Source organism: Bacillus sp. FSL R9-9492, from assembly GCF_038007365.1.
GTDB lineage: Bacteria > Bacillota > Bacilli > Bacillales > Bacillaceae_G > Bacillus_A > Bacillus_A mycoides.
In genome coordinates, this window is record NZ_JBBOXC010000001.1 from 2,543,992 (window position 1) to 2,560,704 (window position 16,713).

A 16,713-nucleotide genomic window follows, 5' to 3' on the forward strand; every position below is an offset into this window, starting at 1 on the left:
AAAATATGAAAGTACGGATCATTTTGAAAAATACAAGGGTATTAAAAATAGGGATGTGTGTGGGAATACTAAGTGTCAGTGTGCCTAAAAGGGTGTGATGAGATGGTCTATATGAAAGCGATCCTAATGTCTTATATGTATATAGAATTTGATAACACTGTCTATTTTTTGGAGGATTATGTTAAAATAACGTTTTTTTGAGCACAAAGATATTGGAGGTAACAGAAGTGAAAGGTATGTTTTACAAGAGATTTATTACAATAGGAACAGTGCTTACACTATTTTGGGTTGTTACATCTGGAAGAGCATCAGCGGAAACAGTCCCTGTTTTAGACGTAGAAGCAGGATCAGCAATTTTAGTAGAAGCAAATTCCGGAAAAATTTTATATCAAAAAAATGCAGATGAATTATTAGCAATTGCTAGTATGACAAAAATGATCAGTGAATACTTAGTTCATGAAGCGGTGGATAAAGGAAAACTTAAATGGGATCAAAAAGTTAAAATTTCTGAATATGCATATAAGATTTCGCAAGATCGCTCATTATCAAACGTTCCATTAGAAAATGGTGGCTCTTATACGGTCAAAGAGTTATATGAGGCAATGGTAATTTACTCTGCAAACGGTGCAACAATTGCTTTAGCTGAAGAGATTGCTGGAAAAGAAGTCAATTTCGTGAAAATGATGAACGATAAATCAAAAGAGTTTGGAATGAAAAATTATAAATTTGTAAACTCTACAGGTTTAACAAACCATGATTTAAAAGGACATCACCCAGAAGGGACAACTCCAGACGAGAAAAATAAAATGTCCGCAAGAGATTGTGCGATTTTAGCACAACGTCTTATTCAAGATTTCCCGAAAATATTAGATACAGCAAAAATCCCTAAAAAAACATTCCAAAAGGGTGGCAAGTATCCGATTGATATGACGAACTTTAACTGGATGTTAAAAGGCTTAATTAAGCAATACGAAGGTGTAGATGGGTTAAAAACAGGAACTACTCCAGAAGCCGGAGATTGTTTTACTGGTACAGTAGAAAGAAACGGTATGCGTCTAATCTCTGTAGTTATAAAAGCAAACTCTCATACAGCACGTTTTGATGAAACAAAGAAATTATATGATTATGGATTTGCGAATTTTGAAGTGAAGAAGGTCTATGAAAAAGATTCAGTAGTAAAAGGTCATGAAACAGTGCGAGTAGCAAATGCAAAGGACAAAGATGTAGTTGTTCAAATGAAGCAAGCTGTTTCACTTCCAATGCCAAAGGGCAACAAAGACGTTTATAAAAAAGAATTTAAAGTATCGAATAAAGAACAAGAAGCGCCTATTAAAAAAGGTGTAACAATTAGTCAAATGATTATATCGCCTAAAGATATTACAGATCCTGGGTTCTTATCAGGTAAATCATTACAAGTAGACCTTGTAACAAAATCTGAAGTAGAGCAAGCAAATTGGTTTACACGTTTTATGCGCGAAATAGGATCTTTCTTTAGCGGCATGTGGAATAGCGCGGTTGATATAGTAAAAGGTTAGTTTTAAGAGATCCCCCTTGTGGGAGCCCTTTCTTACGATATACTCAATACCATTTATATCTATAGGGTAAGGCTAAAGATTAGCTTGAAACAAAAGTGATTAAAGTACTATAGATTCCTATGTGAAGGGCTTGGAATTGAGGATTGCGTTAATTCTCAAATTTTTTTCATCGTAACTGTGGGTATTACTAGCATAAAACTTTTAATTAAATATTTGGTTTCTAAATTTCTCTACGGTTTTATATCTCATTTTCGTTAGCTTGATGGCGATGGGGTAGTACCAAATCGCTATCAAGCAAAGATAAATTTATATCCATATAATCAATAAACGCTATTCTTTTTGTAGAAATATACAGAAAGGATGGCGTTTATTATGAATTGTTCGATTCAAAGGGTTCTGGTGCAAGGTTAGTTTAATAAAGTTACATGATGAAAAAACATTCATTATTCCATCAAGTGACAATGAAAATCGATAACTAGTACTTATTTCTGGTATTAACTTTTATAAAAATTTAATAAAATCTTTTCTTTCTATTAAATATTTTGTTTTAAATTATTTATATAAAGAAATGGAGGCCAGAAAATGAATTTTTTAAAGAAATTTAAGTATCTCTTTATAGCGTGTATCCCTATGTATATAGCTATCCTTTAATTTCAATCGAATAAAAAAGCAAGGTATTCGAGAAAAAAGTACGGTTTTAATGGATGGTACGGTACCATACAGAGAAAACGCTCTCCCATACAAAAGTAAATTGTACCGAAAGTGATAAAAGCGAATGTTATATGGAGGGAACCCCCTAATAATTTTACCTGAAAATCGGTAATTAATGAAACAAAGAATAATCAAATGATACAAGATTACCAGTTAATATACCAAAAAGATAGGATAATCTTTGATACTGACAAGTGAGGTGACGTCGATGAGAGGGACATTAATGAAAATCGGAGTATTTATTTTAGTTTTAACAGTAGGGCTATATCTTACAAAATATGCATATGACCATCATACTAACCGAGTTAAAGTAAGAGACACGATTCAACAAATATCAATAGAGCATGATATACCGCCATGGATTCCTTTATCTATTGCATTCCATGAAAGTAAGTTTGATCGAAACGCAATTGGAGATCAGGGCACATCATTTGGACTGTTTCAGCTTCATCGAGGTGGACTAGCACCTAAAGATTTAACGAACGAAGATTTGAAAAATGCAGAAACCAATACTCGAATTGCAATATCTAATATGATAAATGCATATAACCGTGGTTTACAGCAAAATTTAAAAGGACCAGAGCTATTAAAATATGTTGCTAATACCTCAGGGTGGCCTGGGAATAAGGGTGTTCAATGGACAAATAAGCAGACAGACTATAACGAGGGTTTAGAAAACAGTTTTAAAATGTTTTCTAAACGACAATACGATTTTATAGAATGAAATTTCTTTTTTCTTTCTATTATTATATAACTTATGCCTAAATACGAAAGTTCCCTAAAACAGATACATAGATTGACTTTGTACTGCTTATATTAGGAATTTAAAGAAAAAATATGTATAATTCTCCCACTACAATAGTATAGTGGCCTTTATTAACAGCAAAATCTACAATTTACAAGGAGAACATCTTATGAGTAAGAGAATAAAAGAATTAGATTCCATACGAGGGTTAGCGGCACTTACAGTGGTATTTGGACATTTTTGTTTAATGCTACCATCGTTGCCTAATTCTATTAAATTTTCCCCGCTTAGGTTTTTATGGGCTGGCGGGGAAGCTGTAATCGTTTTTTATGTACTCAGTGGTTTTGTGTTATCTATGGCACTTTATCATTCAAAAACAAATTATTGGGGATATTTAATTAAGCGATTTGTACGAATCTATATTCCTTATTATTTTTGGATAATCATTACCTTTGCTTTATTTATTTTGTTCTCGCCGTATGAAGTGGCTGGACTACGGGATTGGTTCTATGATAGGTGGCAAGGGTCTATAACAAAAATAGATATTATAAACCATTTTGTGCTTCTTAATAACTTTTTTACGGAAAATTATAATCCAGTTATCTGGTCATTGGCTCAAGAAATGCGTATATCTATTGTGTTTCCTTTGTTATTCCTTCTTTTTTATAAACTGAGTTGGAAGAAAACGATACTATTTGCTTTGAGCTTTTCTTTAATTAGTGTTTTCCTTAATATGTTGCATATAGGGAAAGCAGAGGGATTTTATAATGGTTATGCCGATACACTGCATTTCACATCGATGTTTATGGTTGGAATGTTACTTTTTAAGCATCAGGAAAAGCTTATCTACTTATATAGGAATATGAAAAAATTTAATAAAGGATTTCTTATTGCATTAGGGATTATTCTATATTTGTATTCCATTTTAATTTATGGTTTTTCCCGTAATGATACTACTTTCTTATTAAAAGATTGGGGTGTCGTAATCGGTGTTAGTATATTTATAATAATGGCCATGAGTAACCTAAAAGTGAAAGCATTTTTAAATAAGAGTGTATTTGTATACTTAGGAGAAATTTCATACAGTATCTATTTGTGTCATTTTCCAATCATGATGGTACTATTTAAACTTTTGTATACAAAGATACCTATCTTTTTCCTTCTTGCTTTGTGTATTTCAATGACAATACTTTTTTCTATAGTTTCGTATCATTTAATTGAAAAGAAATGTATCAACTGGGCAAAACAAAGAACAACAAATTTTCGAAAAAAAGTGTAATGCTTGAAGGAATTTTATTTCTTTAGTAAATATACGAATATGACCGATTCTTAAGTATATTAGGAATCGGTCAATTACGGATTCTATATAAATATACTAAAATTGAACAAATTTTTAATTTTATACTTAACTCCAAAAATCCTCTTACTAAAGAGAATCTTCGTAACGTTTTTCCAGACATAGCCGAAAGTACAATTAGTAAAACGCTAGTTTCCTTGTAGCTGCTTGGTCAAATAAAGCTGGTTTCAAGAGGAAGAAATGCTCAATGTATACAGGTTTAATTCTGTATTAATAATTATTAGGGGTAACAACATATCGCTATCTATATCTAAAATGTTATATAAAACTATTGAATATTTTATTCGTAAAAACAGAGGTGTAAAATGAATTTTATTTCCGAACTACTTGTTACCTTTGCAATTCCTACAATACAACTCACATTCTTGTTACTACTCATTTTTGTTTTTAGCTACTTTGTAGTATACAAAAAGGTATGTAAAGGAGGGGGGGAATTTACCGTACAACAAGTTATATTGTTTATATTGATAATAGGATATTATTCCCTTGTATTATCAGCTACTTCATTTGGTCGTCCAGATGATATAACTTTTGCAAGAACAATTGACTTTGATGTACTTAGTGTTTATAAAAAAGCATGGAATACCTTTTCATTTTCTTCTTTTTTCCATATCATTGTGAATATAGGTATGCTTTTTCCGTTAGGAATTTTATTACCTTTATTTAGTAATGTTTTTCAAAAAACAAAATGGATGTTAATCAGCTCAATTATAGCAAGTTTATTGATTGAAATCCTTGAATTTACAATGCAACGTGGAAGTATGGAACTAGCCGATTTACTTCATAATACTTTAGGAATGATGCTAGGATATTCTATGTTAAATATAGTTCTTATATTGTTGAAGAAAAAAGAAACAGATACACAAATGACCAAATATTTATTTCTTCCGATTACAGTAAGTTTTGTTACACTTGGAATAATGATTTCGTATCAAATGAAGGAATTTGGGAATATGCCTTTAGATCCCATTACAAAAACAGACATGACTGAAGTCACTATAAAAACATCAATAAAGTTAAAAGACGAAGGTAATAAAATGCCTGTTTACAAAGAGGAAATTACAAAAATGCCTAATGACAATGAGCCAGTTACAAAAAAATTACATATTCGAGATGTCGAAATTCTGTCTCCCAAAGAAGTATTTCAAAAACTAAAACAAGGAGACTTTGATCCTATAATATCTTTCAAAGCAGGTGATACATTAGTCATTACAGATTATAATATAGATTACTACGCTGATACAAAAGGCTTTTCTCAACCTATATATGTTTTTCAAGTACGCTTAAATGATAATGGGAAAGATAGTTGGTCTCAACCTATTTCTGCGAGAAGATAACGTAGATTTTCATGTTTTTGTTCATGTGAAATAGTTTAATCGAGTTGTCTTGCTCATTTGAAAAATCTCCTATGGAATTTAATTGAAATTGAAAAACATTTAAGAGGAACAATTACGCTGTGGGCTATTGTATAGTGTAGATATGAATAACAAAAAAGGGGGACTATATATGTGGAAGCGATTTGTAGCGATTGGTGATAGTTTTACAGAGGGGATAGGGGATGAAGTTGAGGGAATAGCATTAAAAAGCTGGGTAGATCATTTTGTTCAACTGTGTGTAGATGATTTAAAATATGCTAATTTTGCAAAACGTGGGTTAGTAACTAAAGAAATTCGCTCACAGCAATTGGAACAGGCATTAACTTTTAATCCAGATTTGGTTAGTCTAATTGCAGGTGCAAACGATGTTTTAAAAGGACGTTGGAATCATCATGCATATAAGAACGATATGGAATTTATGATAGATACATTAAGTAAAACAGATGCTGATATTATTATAGCAAACCTTCCAGATTTTACTGTTAGGCTTCCATTTCCTTCTGAAAAAAAACAAGTATTAAAAGAACAATTATTAGAGGCAAATGAAGTTATACTTTCACTGAGTAGAGAGTATAAGCTTCATCATGTTGACTTTTGGAATCATCATTTAGTTAATGACAATACGCTTTGGTCTACGGATTTAATTCATCCAAACTCAAAAGGATATGTAAAAGTTGCTGAATTGATTTTTAGTAGTTTGCCTGTACATGACTCTTTTAAATAAGCTGTAGAATGACCTAAACTCCTGTCGCATGCTGTACAGGGGTTTTTGGTGCGAAAAAGAAGGATATAGAGTGCCTATAAATTATACTTTAAGTAATTCTTTTTATTGTTTATATTTTTGTTATTTTCTGTTGCAGAATCCTTAGTATAAGGATTCTTTTTTTGTATCAATAATCTATAAAGAAAAAAGATGAAATTGGCGAAAATGAACTAAAAGGTATTTTAAATGAATTGTTAAAACAACACTAATAATGATAACGTTCGCTAAATATATTCGTCGTTTGTAAGAATCTTAAAATCTTCCCTTTTTGAATGCAGCTTAACCATAAATTTAATTTTTTTGTAAATGTGGAACTATTTCATTACTTACACTGTCTATTAAGCGTTAAAACATTTTTTATTTAACATATTTAGAAAGGAATAATCATTTTTAATTAAGGGAGAAGATTGAATTGAAAAAAATATGGATGCTGCTTTTCTTTTGTTTTGGAGTTATGTTGGTAGGATGCAATAAAGATGAGCCGCCAAAACAAGCATTTGAAGAATATATCAATTTATGGAATGATAAAAAATTTACAAATATGTATGATTATTTATCAGAACATGCAAAAAAAACGATTTCTAAAAAGGAGTTCACAGAGAAATATCAAAAAATTTATGAGGGTATTGGAGTTAAGAATTTAAAAATTAAAACGAAAGGAGAGAATACTAAAGATAAAGAACTTTTTCTTTTTGAAGTTAATATGGATACGGATGGAGGAACAGTTTCATTCATCCATGAAGCAAAACTCGTGAAAGATAAAGATAAGGAATCTTGGAAAATAGATTGGACACCAGACTTCATTTTCCCAGGTATGAAAAAAGATTACAAAGTACGTATGCAAACAGAGCAAGGAAAACGCGGAGAAATATATGATCGAAATGGAAAAGGGCTTGCAACGAATGGAAAAGCGACTGAGGTTGGAATTATTCCAGAGAAACTAGGTGAAACGGCAGCGCAAACGAAAGAAATAGTAGCACAATTACTTGATATGTCTATAGAAGAGGTCAATCAAAAGCTCGCAGCGAAATGGATAAAACCAGATTCCCTTGTACCAATTGGTATTTTAAAAGAGGGAACCAGACAGAATGATTATATTGAATTAGAAGGAGTTTCATCTCGCCCAGTAAATATTCGTACGTATCCATTAGGAGAAGCAGCGGCACACTTAACGGGATATATAGGAAAGGTAAATGCAGAGGAGTTAAAATCGCTTCAAAAAAAAGGTTATCAAGCAGATGATTTAGTGGGTAAGACAGGTTTAGAGAAAGTATTAGAGAATAAATTGCGTGGTGAAAAGGGTGGACGCGTATTTATGGAAGATGAGAACGGGAAAGAGATTAAAAATGTAGCAAAACAAGAAGCAAAACAAGGGGAAAATGTTACGTTAACTATTGATGCTGTAATTCAAGAAAAAATCTTTAATGAGATGAAAAATGAAGCAGGATCTAGTGCAGCGGTCAATCCTAAAACGGGTGAAACAATCGCACTTGTAAGTAGCCCTGCTTATAATCCAAATACAATAGTTAGAGGAGCATCAAAAGCTCAACGGGAAGCATGGAATAATGACTCGAAACTGCCAATGATGAATCGCTTCACACAAGCATTTGTACCAGGTTCCGTATTTAAAACGATAACAGGTGCAATTGGTTTGGAAACAAACACAATAAATCCTAAGGAAGAATTTAAAATTCAAGGATTAAAGTGGACAAAAGATTCATCTTGGGGAAATTATTATGTAACACGTGTGAAGGATGCTAGTCCAGTTGATTTTGATAAGGCAATGAAGTACTCTGATAATATTTATTTTGCTCAACAAGCTTTGAACATAGGAAAAGATCAGTATGTAAATGAATTTAAGAAATACGGATTTCATGAAAAATTACCAATTGAATACGAATTCCCTATTTCAATCATTGCAAAAGATGGGATAAAAAATGATATTCAACTAGCAGACACGGGGTACGGACAAGGACAAGTATTAATGACACCTCTTCATTTAGCATTGACTTATGCACCGATTGTCAATGAGGGTAACATTCCGTCACCGCATCTTATAAAAAAAACAAAAGAAGCGGGAAATTGGAAAGAAAATGTGATTTCTACCAAGAATCAAGAGATATTAAAAAGTGCGTTAATAAAGGTTATTAATGATCCTGATGGTGCTGGGAGAATTGCTAAAGTTGATGGTGTAACTCTCGCTGGTAAGACAGGTACAGCAGAACTGAAAGAATCGAAAGAAGCAGAGGGTAAAGAACTTGGATGGTTTGCAGCTTTCGATGCAAGCGCGCCAAACATGATTGTTACCATGATGATTGAAGATGTAAAAGGAAGAGGCGGGAGCAACGTTCCAGGTGAAAAAATAAAACATGTTTTTCAGAAATAATACTTAAGTAGAAGGTGAAATCTTCTACTAAATTTATTATATGTTTGCTTAACTCAAAGGTATAAATTGGGCAAAATAAAGAACAATAAAGTTTCAAAAAAGCATTCTTTCTAATCGAGAATGCTTTTTTTATTTTGTTGTGGCTCTAGAAAGTTGATACCTCATCATATTCATTATTTAAATCAAATTCTATGGTTTCGAATGTAATTTTCGAAATAGTATTTGCAAGTACGGGCTGATTAGTAGTTTGAATAGTCCTAAATGCTGATTTAAAACCAGAGAGTTCAGTCGGAAGTGTAGAACTGATTGGGCCAGGGGCTAATGCAGCTGATGATAAAAAACTTGTTCATATTTATTTCCATATCTGAAATCTTGGCATTTCTAATAGTAAAAATAAGAGTAGAACAAATTGAAATGAATAAGTGAGGGTAATTTTAAACTTTAACAAAACAGCTATTTAGTAAAAAATAAATAGAGCACACAAATAAGTATGATCTTGGAAAAAATAGGTGATATAAGTGGAGTGTTTCATGAAATCCAAAAAATCGTAATCAGATTTTTATGAGTAAATTTTTAATATTGTATGCTTTACTTGTTTTTTAGGAGCCTGTCACTGAAGAGAATGTATAGATGAAATATCTAACAACATTTATTTCCCACCTTTACATTTTTAAAGAAGGAGTCTTCTATCGAAAAAAAGATAAACAATGGAACAAATGAAACTTGTATCATGTCTATATATTGAAACCATATTAAAAGTGAGGGCAGCTTTATGTTTATTCAAATAAGTTTGAGGTGTGGAAATGGAACAGAAGTTTATTGAAAAATGTAATCATGATGAGCTTGACTATGTTATAAAAGACTATTGGCAAGATGTATGGAATTATTCATTTATTATTACGAAAGATCCACACTTATCAGATGACATCACACAAGATGTATTTATTAAGGTTTTTAAACATTGGAATTCGTTTCGAAAGGAGTCATCTATTAAAACGTGGATATTAAAAATTACAAGAAATACGGCAATAAACTATTTGAAATCCTCTTATTTTAAAAGGATATCTTTAGTGGGATTTTTTAGTGACGATAAGCAATCTCCATCGGCAGAACAAGAATTTTTTAATCAAGAGGAAATGAATGATGTGTGGGATGTTGTATTAAAACTACCTAAAAAACACCGCGAAATACTAATATTGGACGCGAAATATGAATTATCTTATGAAGAAATGGCTGAAACATTAGGTGTATCCATTGGAACAGTCAAATCTAGGTTAAGCAGAGCAAGAAGTAAAGTTTCAAAATTAATAGGGGAGGGTAGAAGTGATGAACAATAAAAAAAATCCTGACTGGTATAGCAAATTAAAAAATGGACCAATGGAGCGTCGTAAAGATGAAGAAGCATTTATTTATAAAATAAAGCAATCGATATACCAAAATAGTGAAGTAGACTCTGTACCATACAAGAGACCATTTCGTAAAAAAGCATTGCCTATTGTAGTAGTTTTGGTTTGTACAATGTTATTTTTTATTGTTCAACAACCTTGGCTTGATGATAATAAATCACCGGTACAAAGTAGTACTCAAATTAAGCCGAAAACAAAAGATGAGTCTGCTCAAGATCCATCATTAAAACAATTTATAAATGATTTATATCGAAGTACAAATTCAAAAAATGAAAATGATTTGTATAGAGCATTAAATGATGAAGTTCTATTTAAAGGGAAGAGTTATAAGAAGGATGAATTGAAGTTTGATGAAGATATTTTTCATGAGTTGCAAGTCGCTCTTACAATGGGGGGAGAATTTGCAAATGATACAAAAAAAGTATACAAAGTACCAAGTGGATTCACAGAAAGTAACCAACCAAAGCAAGAGCATTTTATATATGCAACGGTTACTGGAAATAAAACAAAAATTTTAGCTGAACCAAAACGAGAATCACAAGTTTTATATGAAGTATCTAATGAAATGGTAAAAGCTTGGATTCCAGAAGAAGTGCAAAAGGATGGATATATAAAAATATCGACAATTAACGGTAATACTGGATATGTACAAAAAGAGTATGTTTTAACTGATATTAAATATTCTTTCATATTTGAAAAGAATGATGAAGGTATATGGGAAATAACGAATATAGATTTTATTTGGTAAAAGAGGAAGGTTCACTTTAATGAACCTTCCTCTTTATCTTTATCCTCTTTTTGAAGTGAATTCCAGCACTCTAAAATTTCTGATGTAACGAGAGCAGCAATATTTTTTTCTGAATTACTACCAGGAATAACGACAGAAATAGCAATTTTTGGATCTTCGGTAGGAGCATATGCAATGAAAAGAGAATGATTTATCATTCTTTCTTGCTCGTTCGGAGAGCCAGTTATCCCTGTTTTACCCGCGACATGAAAGGGCAAGTTTTTAATCTCCTCTATATTTTGACTCATCCCACCTTGCACGACACTCCAAAATTTCATAGGATAACGATTTGAACTTTCTAAGAGTGGTTTAAACTTTTTTGTTTCCTTATCGTCTTGACCAATAATAGCACTTACGATTTGAGGTTTATATTTATCACCTTTACTTGCCAAAGTTGCTGCATATTGAGCAAGTTGAAGAGGGGTGTGTACTTCATTTCCTCCCCAAGATGCATTTAATAAAGCAGAGATTCCATTTTCAAACTTATTAGATGGATGAAATTCATATTCTCCGTCTTCTTCAAAGGGTAAATCAATACCAGTTTTAGAGCGGAGGCCAAATTGCTTTAAATAATCTGTCCATATATTTGCTACTTTTTCTATATTCCCATTATTTCGGTTGAATAAGGGGAGAGCTACTTTTGCTGTCATAAATGTATTTGATGAATTAATGATAGCTTGACTCGGTGTAATTTCACCTGTTGGTGTTCCAGGAGCATTGGTGATGTTATTTTGATTATCATACTGAAAACTACCATTATCCAAATATGTATCCTCAGGTTGAAAAAGCTTTTCGTTTAATCCGATTAAAATAGTAAGTGGCTTTATAGTAGAGGCCATATTTACATAAGATTCACCATACTTTAATTTTTGAATTGCTTTATTTTGCGAAAGGGATTTAATGTTTTCTTTTTTAGATGATACATGTGTATTTAATATATTTGGATCAAAAACTGCCGAATTGGCCATAGTTAATATTGCGCCAGTTTTTACATCGGTTACTACTGCATAACCAGCATTAGCATCAGGTACTTTCTTAATTTGAGATCTTAGTGCTTCCTCTGTTTTTTGCTGCAATTTAGAGTCTAAAGCTAGCCGGACATCTTTTCCTTTTTGTACTTTTTGAATGTTCCATAAGAACTTTTTATTATTCATTTTAAAAATCAGAGTTTTTCCGGGTTTTCCTTTTAAATCATTTTCATATTGAAGCTCAATCCCACTTTTTCCAACAGGTCCATACTTAGAATTAAGGTCATTTTCTACATACCCAATTACTTGTGAAGCAATTTCGTTCTTTGGATAATATCGAATGAATTCGTCTTTGATCACTACATTTTTAGGTTTATTCTTGTTTATGAATGAAATTTCATTTTCATTTATATCAGAGTATAAGGATATTTCATTCATAGTCTGCTTATTACAGGATTGTTGTAATTGAGATTTTATGTCCTCTGTAGAAATGTCATGTTGAAACTCGTTTGAAAATTGATTGAAAAAAGCTAATGTGTTTGATGTATCTTTATTCGATAGTTTTTCATCATTAGAAGTGCAATATAGAGACTTAACTTTCTTATTTGTAGCTAGTATTACACCATTTTGATCAAAAATTTTTCCTCTTTCAGCTGAAGAAGTTGCGATAGTAATTGAAATGAAGTTGATTTTTAATAAAATTAGTAAAATCACACTTACAATAGAAAGAACCGCAAAAAATCTCCATCTTTTCGTATGTAACATATAACCCTCCCTTATGTAGCCTATTCCATCTTATAGTTAATTATTTTTTTTGTAAATGTGGAACAACTTTATGATTTAGATTGTCTATTAAGTATTACAGCATGAAGAAAGGAACAATCAGTATGAAAAAAAGTACATGTTAATAGTAAGTCTATGTGTAAGTTTAATATGAGTCATTATACAGTTTAGCATTTCTAATGCAGGCGACAAAAAAATAGAGAAAAAAACAGGAAGGGAGATTTATCAATTACGCGGCTAAACCAAAAGGAATGGATGCTTACAAGGATTTAACAAAAAAGATAAGACACTATTATAACTGAATAGTGGTTTCTAATATATAGGGAACGCTTTTAGTATATTTATTTACTAAGTATTAGTGAGGATTTCCTGAAGAATTATATGGAGGATTTATGAAAGAACAAAAAGTAAAGAAACAGAAGACATATATATCTATTCGATTGAATATAATGTTCCTTTGCATATTTGTACTATTCTCAGCTATTATTATGCAGCTAGGAAAAGTACAAATCGTTGAGGGAGAGGCTTATAAGAACCAAGTGGAAAACAGTCAAAATGAAACAACTAGTATACCAGTTCCACGTGGACAGATTCTAGATCGAGAAGGGAAAACAGTCGTTAATAATAAATCTCTTCGCACAATTACGTATACAAGGGTGAAGGGGATTACGAGTGAAGATATTTTAAAAACAGCAAAAGACTTGGCGAAGGTACTTGAAATGCCTGAGCAAGATATAAATAAATTAACCGATATCGATAAAAAAGATTTTTGGATGCAATTGAATACGAAACGTGCGGAATCAAAGATTACTAAAAACGACATAGGAAAGTTTAAAGAAAAGGGAATAGAGGGAAAAGAACTAGACAAAAAAATTCAAGACTTAAGACGAAGTCGCGTTACAGAAGTAGAATTGGCAGGATTAACAGCACAAGATTTAAAGGTGTTAGCTATTAAAAGTAAAATGAGTTCAGGTTATCAACTGACACCACAAATTATAAAAAAAGATGTGACAGATCAAGAATATGCGCGGATAAGTGAAAAACTTGCGGAGTTTCCAGGAGTAGATACAACAGTTGATTGGGAACGTAATTATGTAAATGGTAATTTATTTCGTTCCGTGTTAGGTAATATTACAAGTAGTGAAGAAGGATTACCGAAAGAAAACTTAGATTCTTATTTGGTACGTGGATATAACCGTAATGATCGTGTAGGAAAAAGTTATATTGAACAACGATATGAAGATGTATTACACGGCACAAAAGAAGAAGTGAAAAACATTACTGATAAATCAGGAAACATTATAAACACAGAAATAATCTCTAAAGGAAAAAGTGGTAGTAGTTTAACATTAACGATTGATATGGAATTACAAAAGAAAGTGGAAGAAAGTATAGAGAAAAATTTGAGAGCTTTTAAGAGTTCAGAGCCATTGTTGGACCGAGCGTTTGTCGTCATGACAAATCCAAATAACGGACAGATTTTATCTATGGCAGGCAAAAAGATTGTAGAAAAAGAAGGGAAAATAGAGATTGAGGATTTGGCATTAGGTAACATGACAACTTCGTATGAGCTAGGGTCAGCTGTAAAAGGCGCAACGTTATTAACTGGATATGAGACAGGGGCAATACAGCCAGGAGATCAATTTTATGATGCACCGATGAAATTTAAAGGTACACAAGCCAAGAAATCATGGAATGTATCCGGATTTGGTAATATTAATGATTTACGAGCTTTACAAGTATCTTCGAATGTATACATGTTCCAGACAGCTTTAAAAATTGCGGGAGTTAATTACGTACCGAATGGTTCATTGGATATTAAACAAGAAGCATTTGATAAAATGCGTTATTATTTTAAACAATTTGGTTTAGGGGTACCAACAGGTATTGATTTACCGAATGAAATAATTGGGCAAACGAGAAAAGTAGATAGTCAACCTGGGTTTTTACTAGATTTTTCTATCGGTCAGTATGATACGTATACGCCATTGCAATTGGCACAATATATTTCAACTATTGCAAATGGTGGATATAGAATGCAACCCCAAATTGTACAAGAAATACGAGAGCAATCAATAAAAGAAGAAGAGGTCGGTAAAGTTATACGCTCTATAGAGCCTGTCGTATTAAATCGAGTTGATATGAAGAAAGAACATATTGATCGGATAAAAGAAGGCTTTAGATGGGTATTCCAAGAAGGTGATGGAACTGGCGTGAAGTATTTCAAAAATGCGCCATATAAACCAGCAGGAAAGACAGGGACAGCTCAAACTGTATATGGTGGAGATGATCCAATTGGTAGAAATGCAAAAGGAGAACGTATGGAATGTTACAACTTAACATTAGTTGGATATGCTCCATATGATAATCCAGAAGTAGCATTTTCTGTAGTAGTCCCATGGCTTCATGATGATAAAAATGGAATTAATTCTATAATTGGAAAGGAAATTTTAGATGTATACTTTGATTTAAAAAAGCAACGTATACATGGTGAAGCTGCTAGTACAGATAGTTCGAATCAAAGATAGTAAAATTTGTGCACTTTTCTCAGGGGAAGAGACCCTGTTTATATAAAAGCCTTTATAAGTTAAAGAAAAAGGAAGATTTGAAATAAGAGATAGCGGCTATCATAGTTGCTATCTCTTACTTTTGTTAATATCTTGGCTACTAGTTAAAAAGGTTTTAAATTTATCCCGCATTAACGGGCAGTAAAACTCCCACCTCAAAATTCAGCTGGAGCAAAGAAGTTAGGCGGGAGTCGGGCTGCCCGTAAAAGCCCGATTGGTGAGGGCTGATAATCAGTGGGGGATGAACAAAACCCCCACTGATTAAAGTTTCACTTTATGGAACAAACTTGTTTCTTAGATGGTCTATTATGTGTACGTATAAAAACAGGTTTTCAAATAGGATACAGTGTATTGAATTTACTACTTGTTTTCAGTATTGAAAATTTGAAAGGAATGATAATTTTGAAAAACAAGAGGATGTTAAAAATAGGTTTATGTGTTGGTATATTAGGTTTAAGTCTTACAAGCCTAGAAGCTTTTACAGGAGGGGCATTGCAAGTTGAAGCGAAAGAAAAGACCGGACCAGTTAAACATAAAAATCATGCGACGTATAAAGAATTCTCTCAACTTGAGAAAAAATTTGATGCTCGATTAGGTGTGTATGCTATTGATACTGGTACAAATCGAACAATTGCTTATCGACCTAACGAAAGATTTGCCTTTGCATCAACCTACAAGGCATTAGCGGCAGGAGTATTGCTACAGCAAAACTCAACTGAGAAATTAAATGAAGTTATCACTTATACGAAAGACGACTTGGTGGAATATTCACCCGTTACAGAGAAACATGTAGATACCGGAATGACATTAGGACAAATTGCTGAGGCCGCTGTTCGTTCCAGTGATAATACTGCAGGGAACATTCTATTTAATAAAATAGGCGGACCTAAGGGATATGAAAAAGCGCTTAGACAGATGGGTGATAGTGTTACTATGGCTGATCGCTTTGAGACAGAGTTAAACGAGGCTATTCCAGGAGACATTCGTGACACGAGTACAGCAAAAGCAATTGCTACCAATCTTAAGGCTTTTACGGTCGGAAATGCACTTCCAGCTGATAAACGTAAAATTCTTACAGAGTGGATGAAAGGAAATGCTACAGGAGACAAACTTATTCGTGCAGGCGTACCAACTGACTGGGTAGTTGGAGATAAATCAGGAGCTGGAAGTTATGGGACACGAAATGATATTGCTATCGTTTGGCCACCGAACAGGGCACCTATTATCATTGCAATCTTATCTAGTAAAGATGAGAAAGAAGCTACCTATGATAATAAATTAATTGCAGATGCAGCTGAAGTTATAGTTAAGGCTCTTAAATGATAATTT

11 protein-coding genes and 1 pseudogene are annotated in these 16,713 nt (G+C 32.5%); 11 read left to right on the plus strand and 1 reads right to left on the minus strand.

What is annotated here, in order from left to right:
- Nucleotides 1–227: 227 nt before the first annotated feature.
- From MKY70_RS12960 to MKY70_RS13000, 9 genes and pseudogenes are all read left to right on the plus strand, one after another.
- Nucleotides 228–1,535 carry a D-alanyl-D-alanine carboxypeptidase family protein gene (locus MKY70_RS12960; RefSeq protein WP_088034776.1) on the plus strand — a complete coding sequence of 436 codons (1,308 nt, stop codon included), beginning with the start codon at nucleotides 228–230 and terminating at the stop codon, nucleotides 1,533–1,535.
- Nucleotides 1,536–2,454: 919 nt separating this feature from the next.
- Nucleotides 2,455–2,970: a transglycosylase SLT domain-containing protein gene (locus MKY70_RS12965; protein WP_088034779.1), complete on the plus strand. Its 516-nt coding sequence runs from the start codon at nucleotides 2,455–2,457 to the stop codon at nucleotides 2,968–2,970.
- Between the two features lie 142 nt (nucleotides 2,971–3,112).
- Nucleotides 3,113–4,270 carry an acyltransferase family protein gene (locus MKY70_RS12970; protein WP_341024516.1) on the plus strand — a complete coding sequence of 386 codons (1,158 nt, stop codon included), beginning with the start codon at nucleotides 3,113–3,115 and terminating at the stop codon, nucleotides 4,268–4,270.
- A gap of 89 nt (nucleotides 4,271–4,359) precedes the next feature.
- A pseudogene (locus MKY70_RS12975) lies at nucleotides 4,360–4,491 on the plus strand (Fic family protein); the annotation flags it as partial.
- Nucleotides 4,492–4,653: 162 nt separating this feature from the next.
- Nucleotides 4,654–5,685: a VanZ family protein gene (locus tag MKY70_RS12980; RefSeq protein WP_341024517.1), complete on the plus strand. Its 1,032-nt coding sequence runs from the start codon at nucleotides 4,654–4,656 to the stop codon at nucleotides 5,683–5,685.
- A gap of 169 nt (nucleotides 5,686–5,854) precedes the next feature.
- Nucleotides 5,855–6,448: an SGNH/GDSL hydrolase family protein gene (locus MKY70_RS12985; RefSeq protein WP_002141809.1), complete on the plus strand. Its 594-nt coding sequence runs from the start codon at nucleotides 5,855–5,857 to the stop codon at nucleotides 6,446–6,448.
- A 451-nt stretch (nucleotides 6,449–6,899) separates the two neighbouring features.
- On the plus strand, nucleotides 6,900–8,873 hold the full coding sequence (locus MKY70_RS12990; RefSeq protein WP_341024520.1) for a penicillin-binding transpeptidase domain-containing protein: 1,974 nt from the start codon (nucleotides 6,900–6,902) through the stop codon (nucleotides 8,871–8,873).
- An 803-nt stretch (nucleotides 8,874–9,676) separates the two neighbouring features.
- Nucleotides 9,677–10,210, plus strand: a complete 534-nt coding sequence (locus MKY70_RS12995) for an RNA polymerase sigma factor (protein ID WP_002127457.1) — start codon at nucleotides 9,677–9,679, stop codon at nucleotides 10,208–10,210.
- A complete protein-coding gene (locus MKY70_RS13000; protein ID WP_088034788.1) occupies nucleotides 10,200–11,027 on the plus strand; it encodes an anti-sigma factor in 828 nt (275 codons plus the stop codon). The genes MKY70_RS12995 and MKY70_RS13000 overlap by 11 nt, the downstream gene beginning before the upstream one ends.
- Before the next feature lie 11 nt (nucleotides 11,028–11,038).
- On the opposite strand, the gene MKY70_RS13005 is transcribed toward MKY70_RS13000, so the two are convergent.
- Nucleotides 11,039–12,799, minus strand: a complete 1,761-nt coding sequence (locus MKY70_RS13005) for a peptidoglycan D,D-transpeptidase FtsI family protein (protein WP_088034790.1) — start codon at nucleotides 12,797–12,799, stop codon at nucleotides 11,039–11,041.
- A gap of 410 nt (nucleotides 12,800–13,209) precedes the next feature.
- On the opposite strand from MKY70_RS13005, the gene MKY70_RS13010 reads away from it, so the two are divergent.
- Together MKY70_RS13010 and bla are read left to right on the plus strand one after the other, a co-directional pair.
- On the plus strand, nucleotides 13,210–15,345 hold the full coding sequence (locus MKY70_RS13010) for a peptidoglycan D,D-transpeptidase FtsI family protein (RefSeq protein ID WP_088034793.1): 2,136 nt from the start codon (nucleotides 13,210–13,212) through the stop codon (nucleotides 15,343–15,345).
- 423 nt (nucleotides 15,346–15,768) lie between these two features.
- Nucleotides 15,769–16,707: a class A beta-lactamase Bla1 gene (gene bla / locus MKY70_RS13015; RefSeq protein ID WP_341026387.1), complete on the plus strand. Its 939-nt coding sequence runs from the start codon at nucleotides 15,769–15,771 to the stop codon at nucleotides 16,705–16,707.
- The last annotated feature ends 6 nt before the right edge of the window (nucleotides 16,708–16,713 follow it).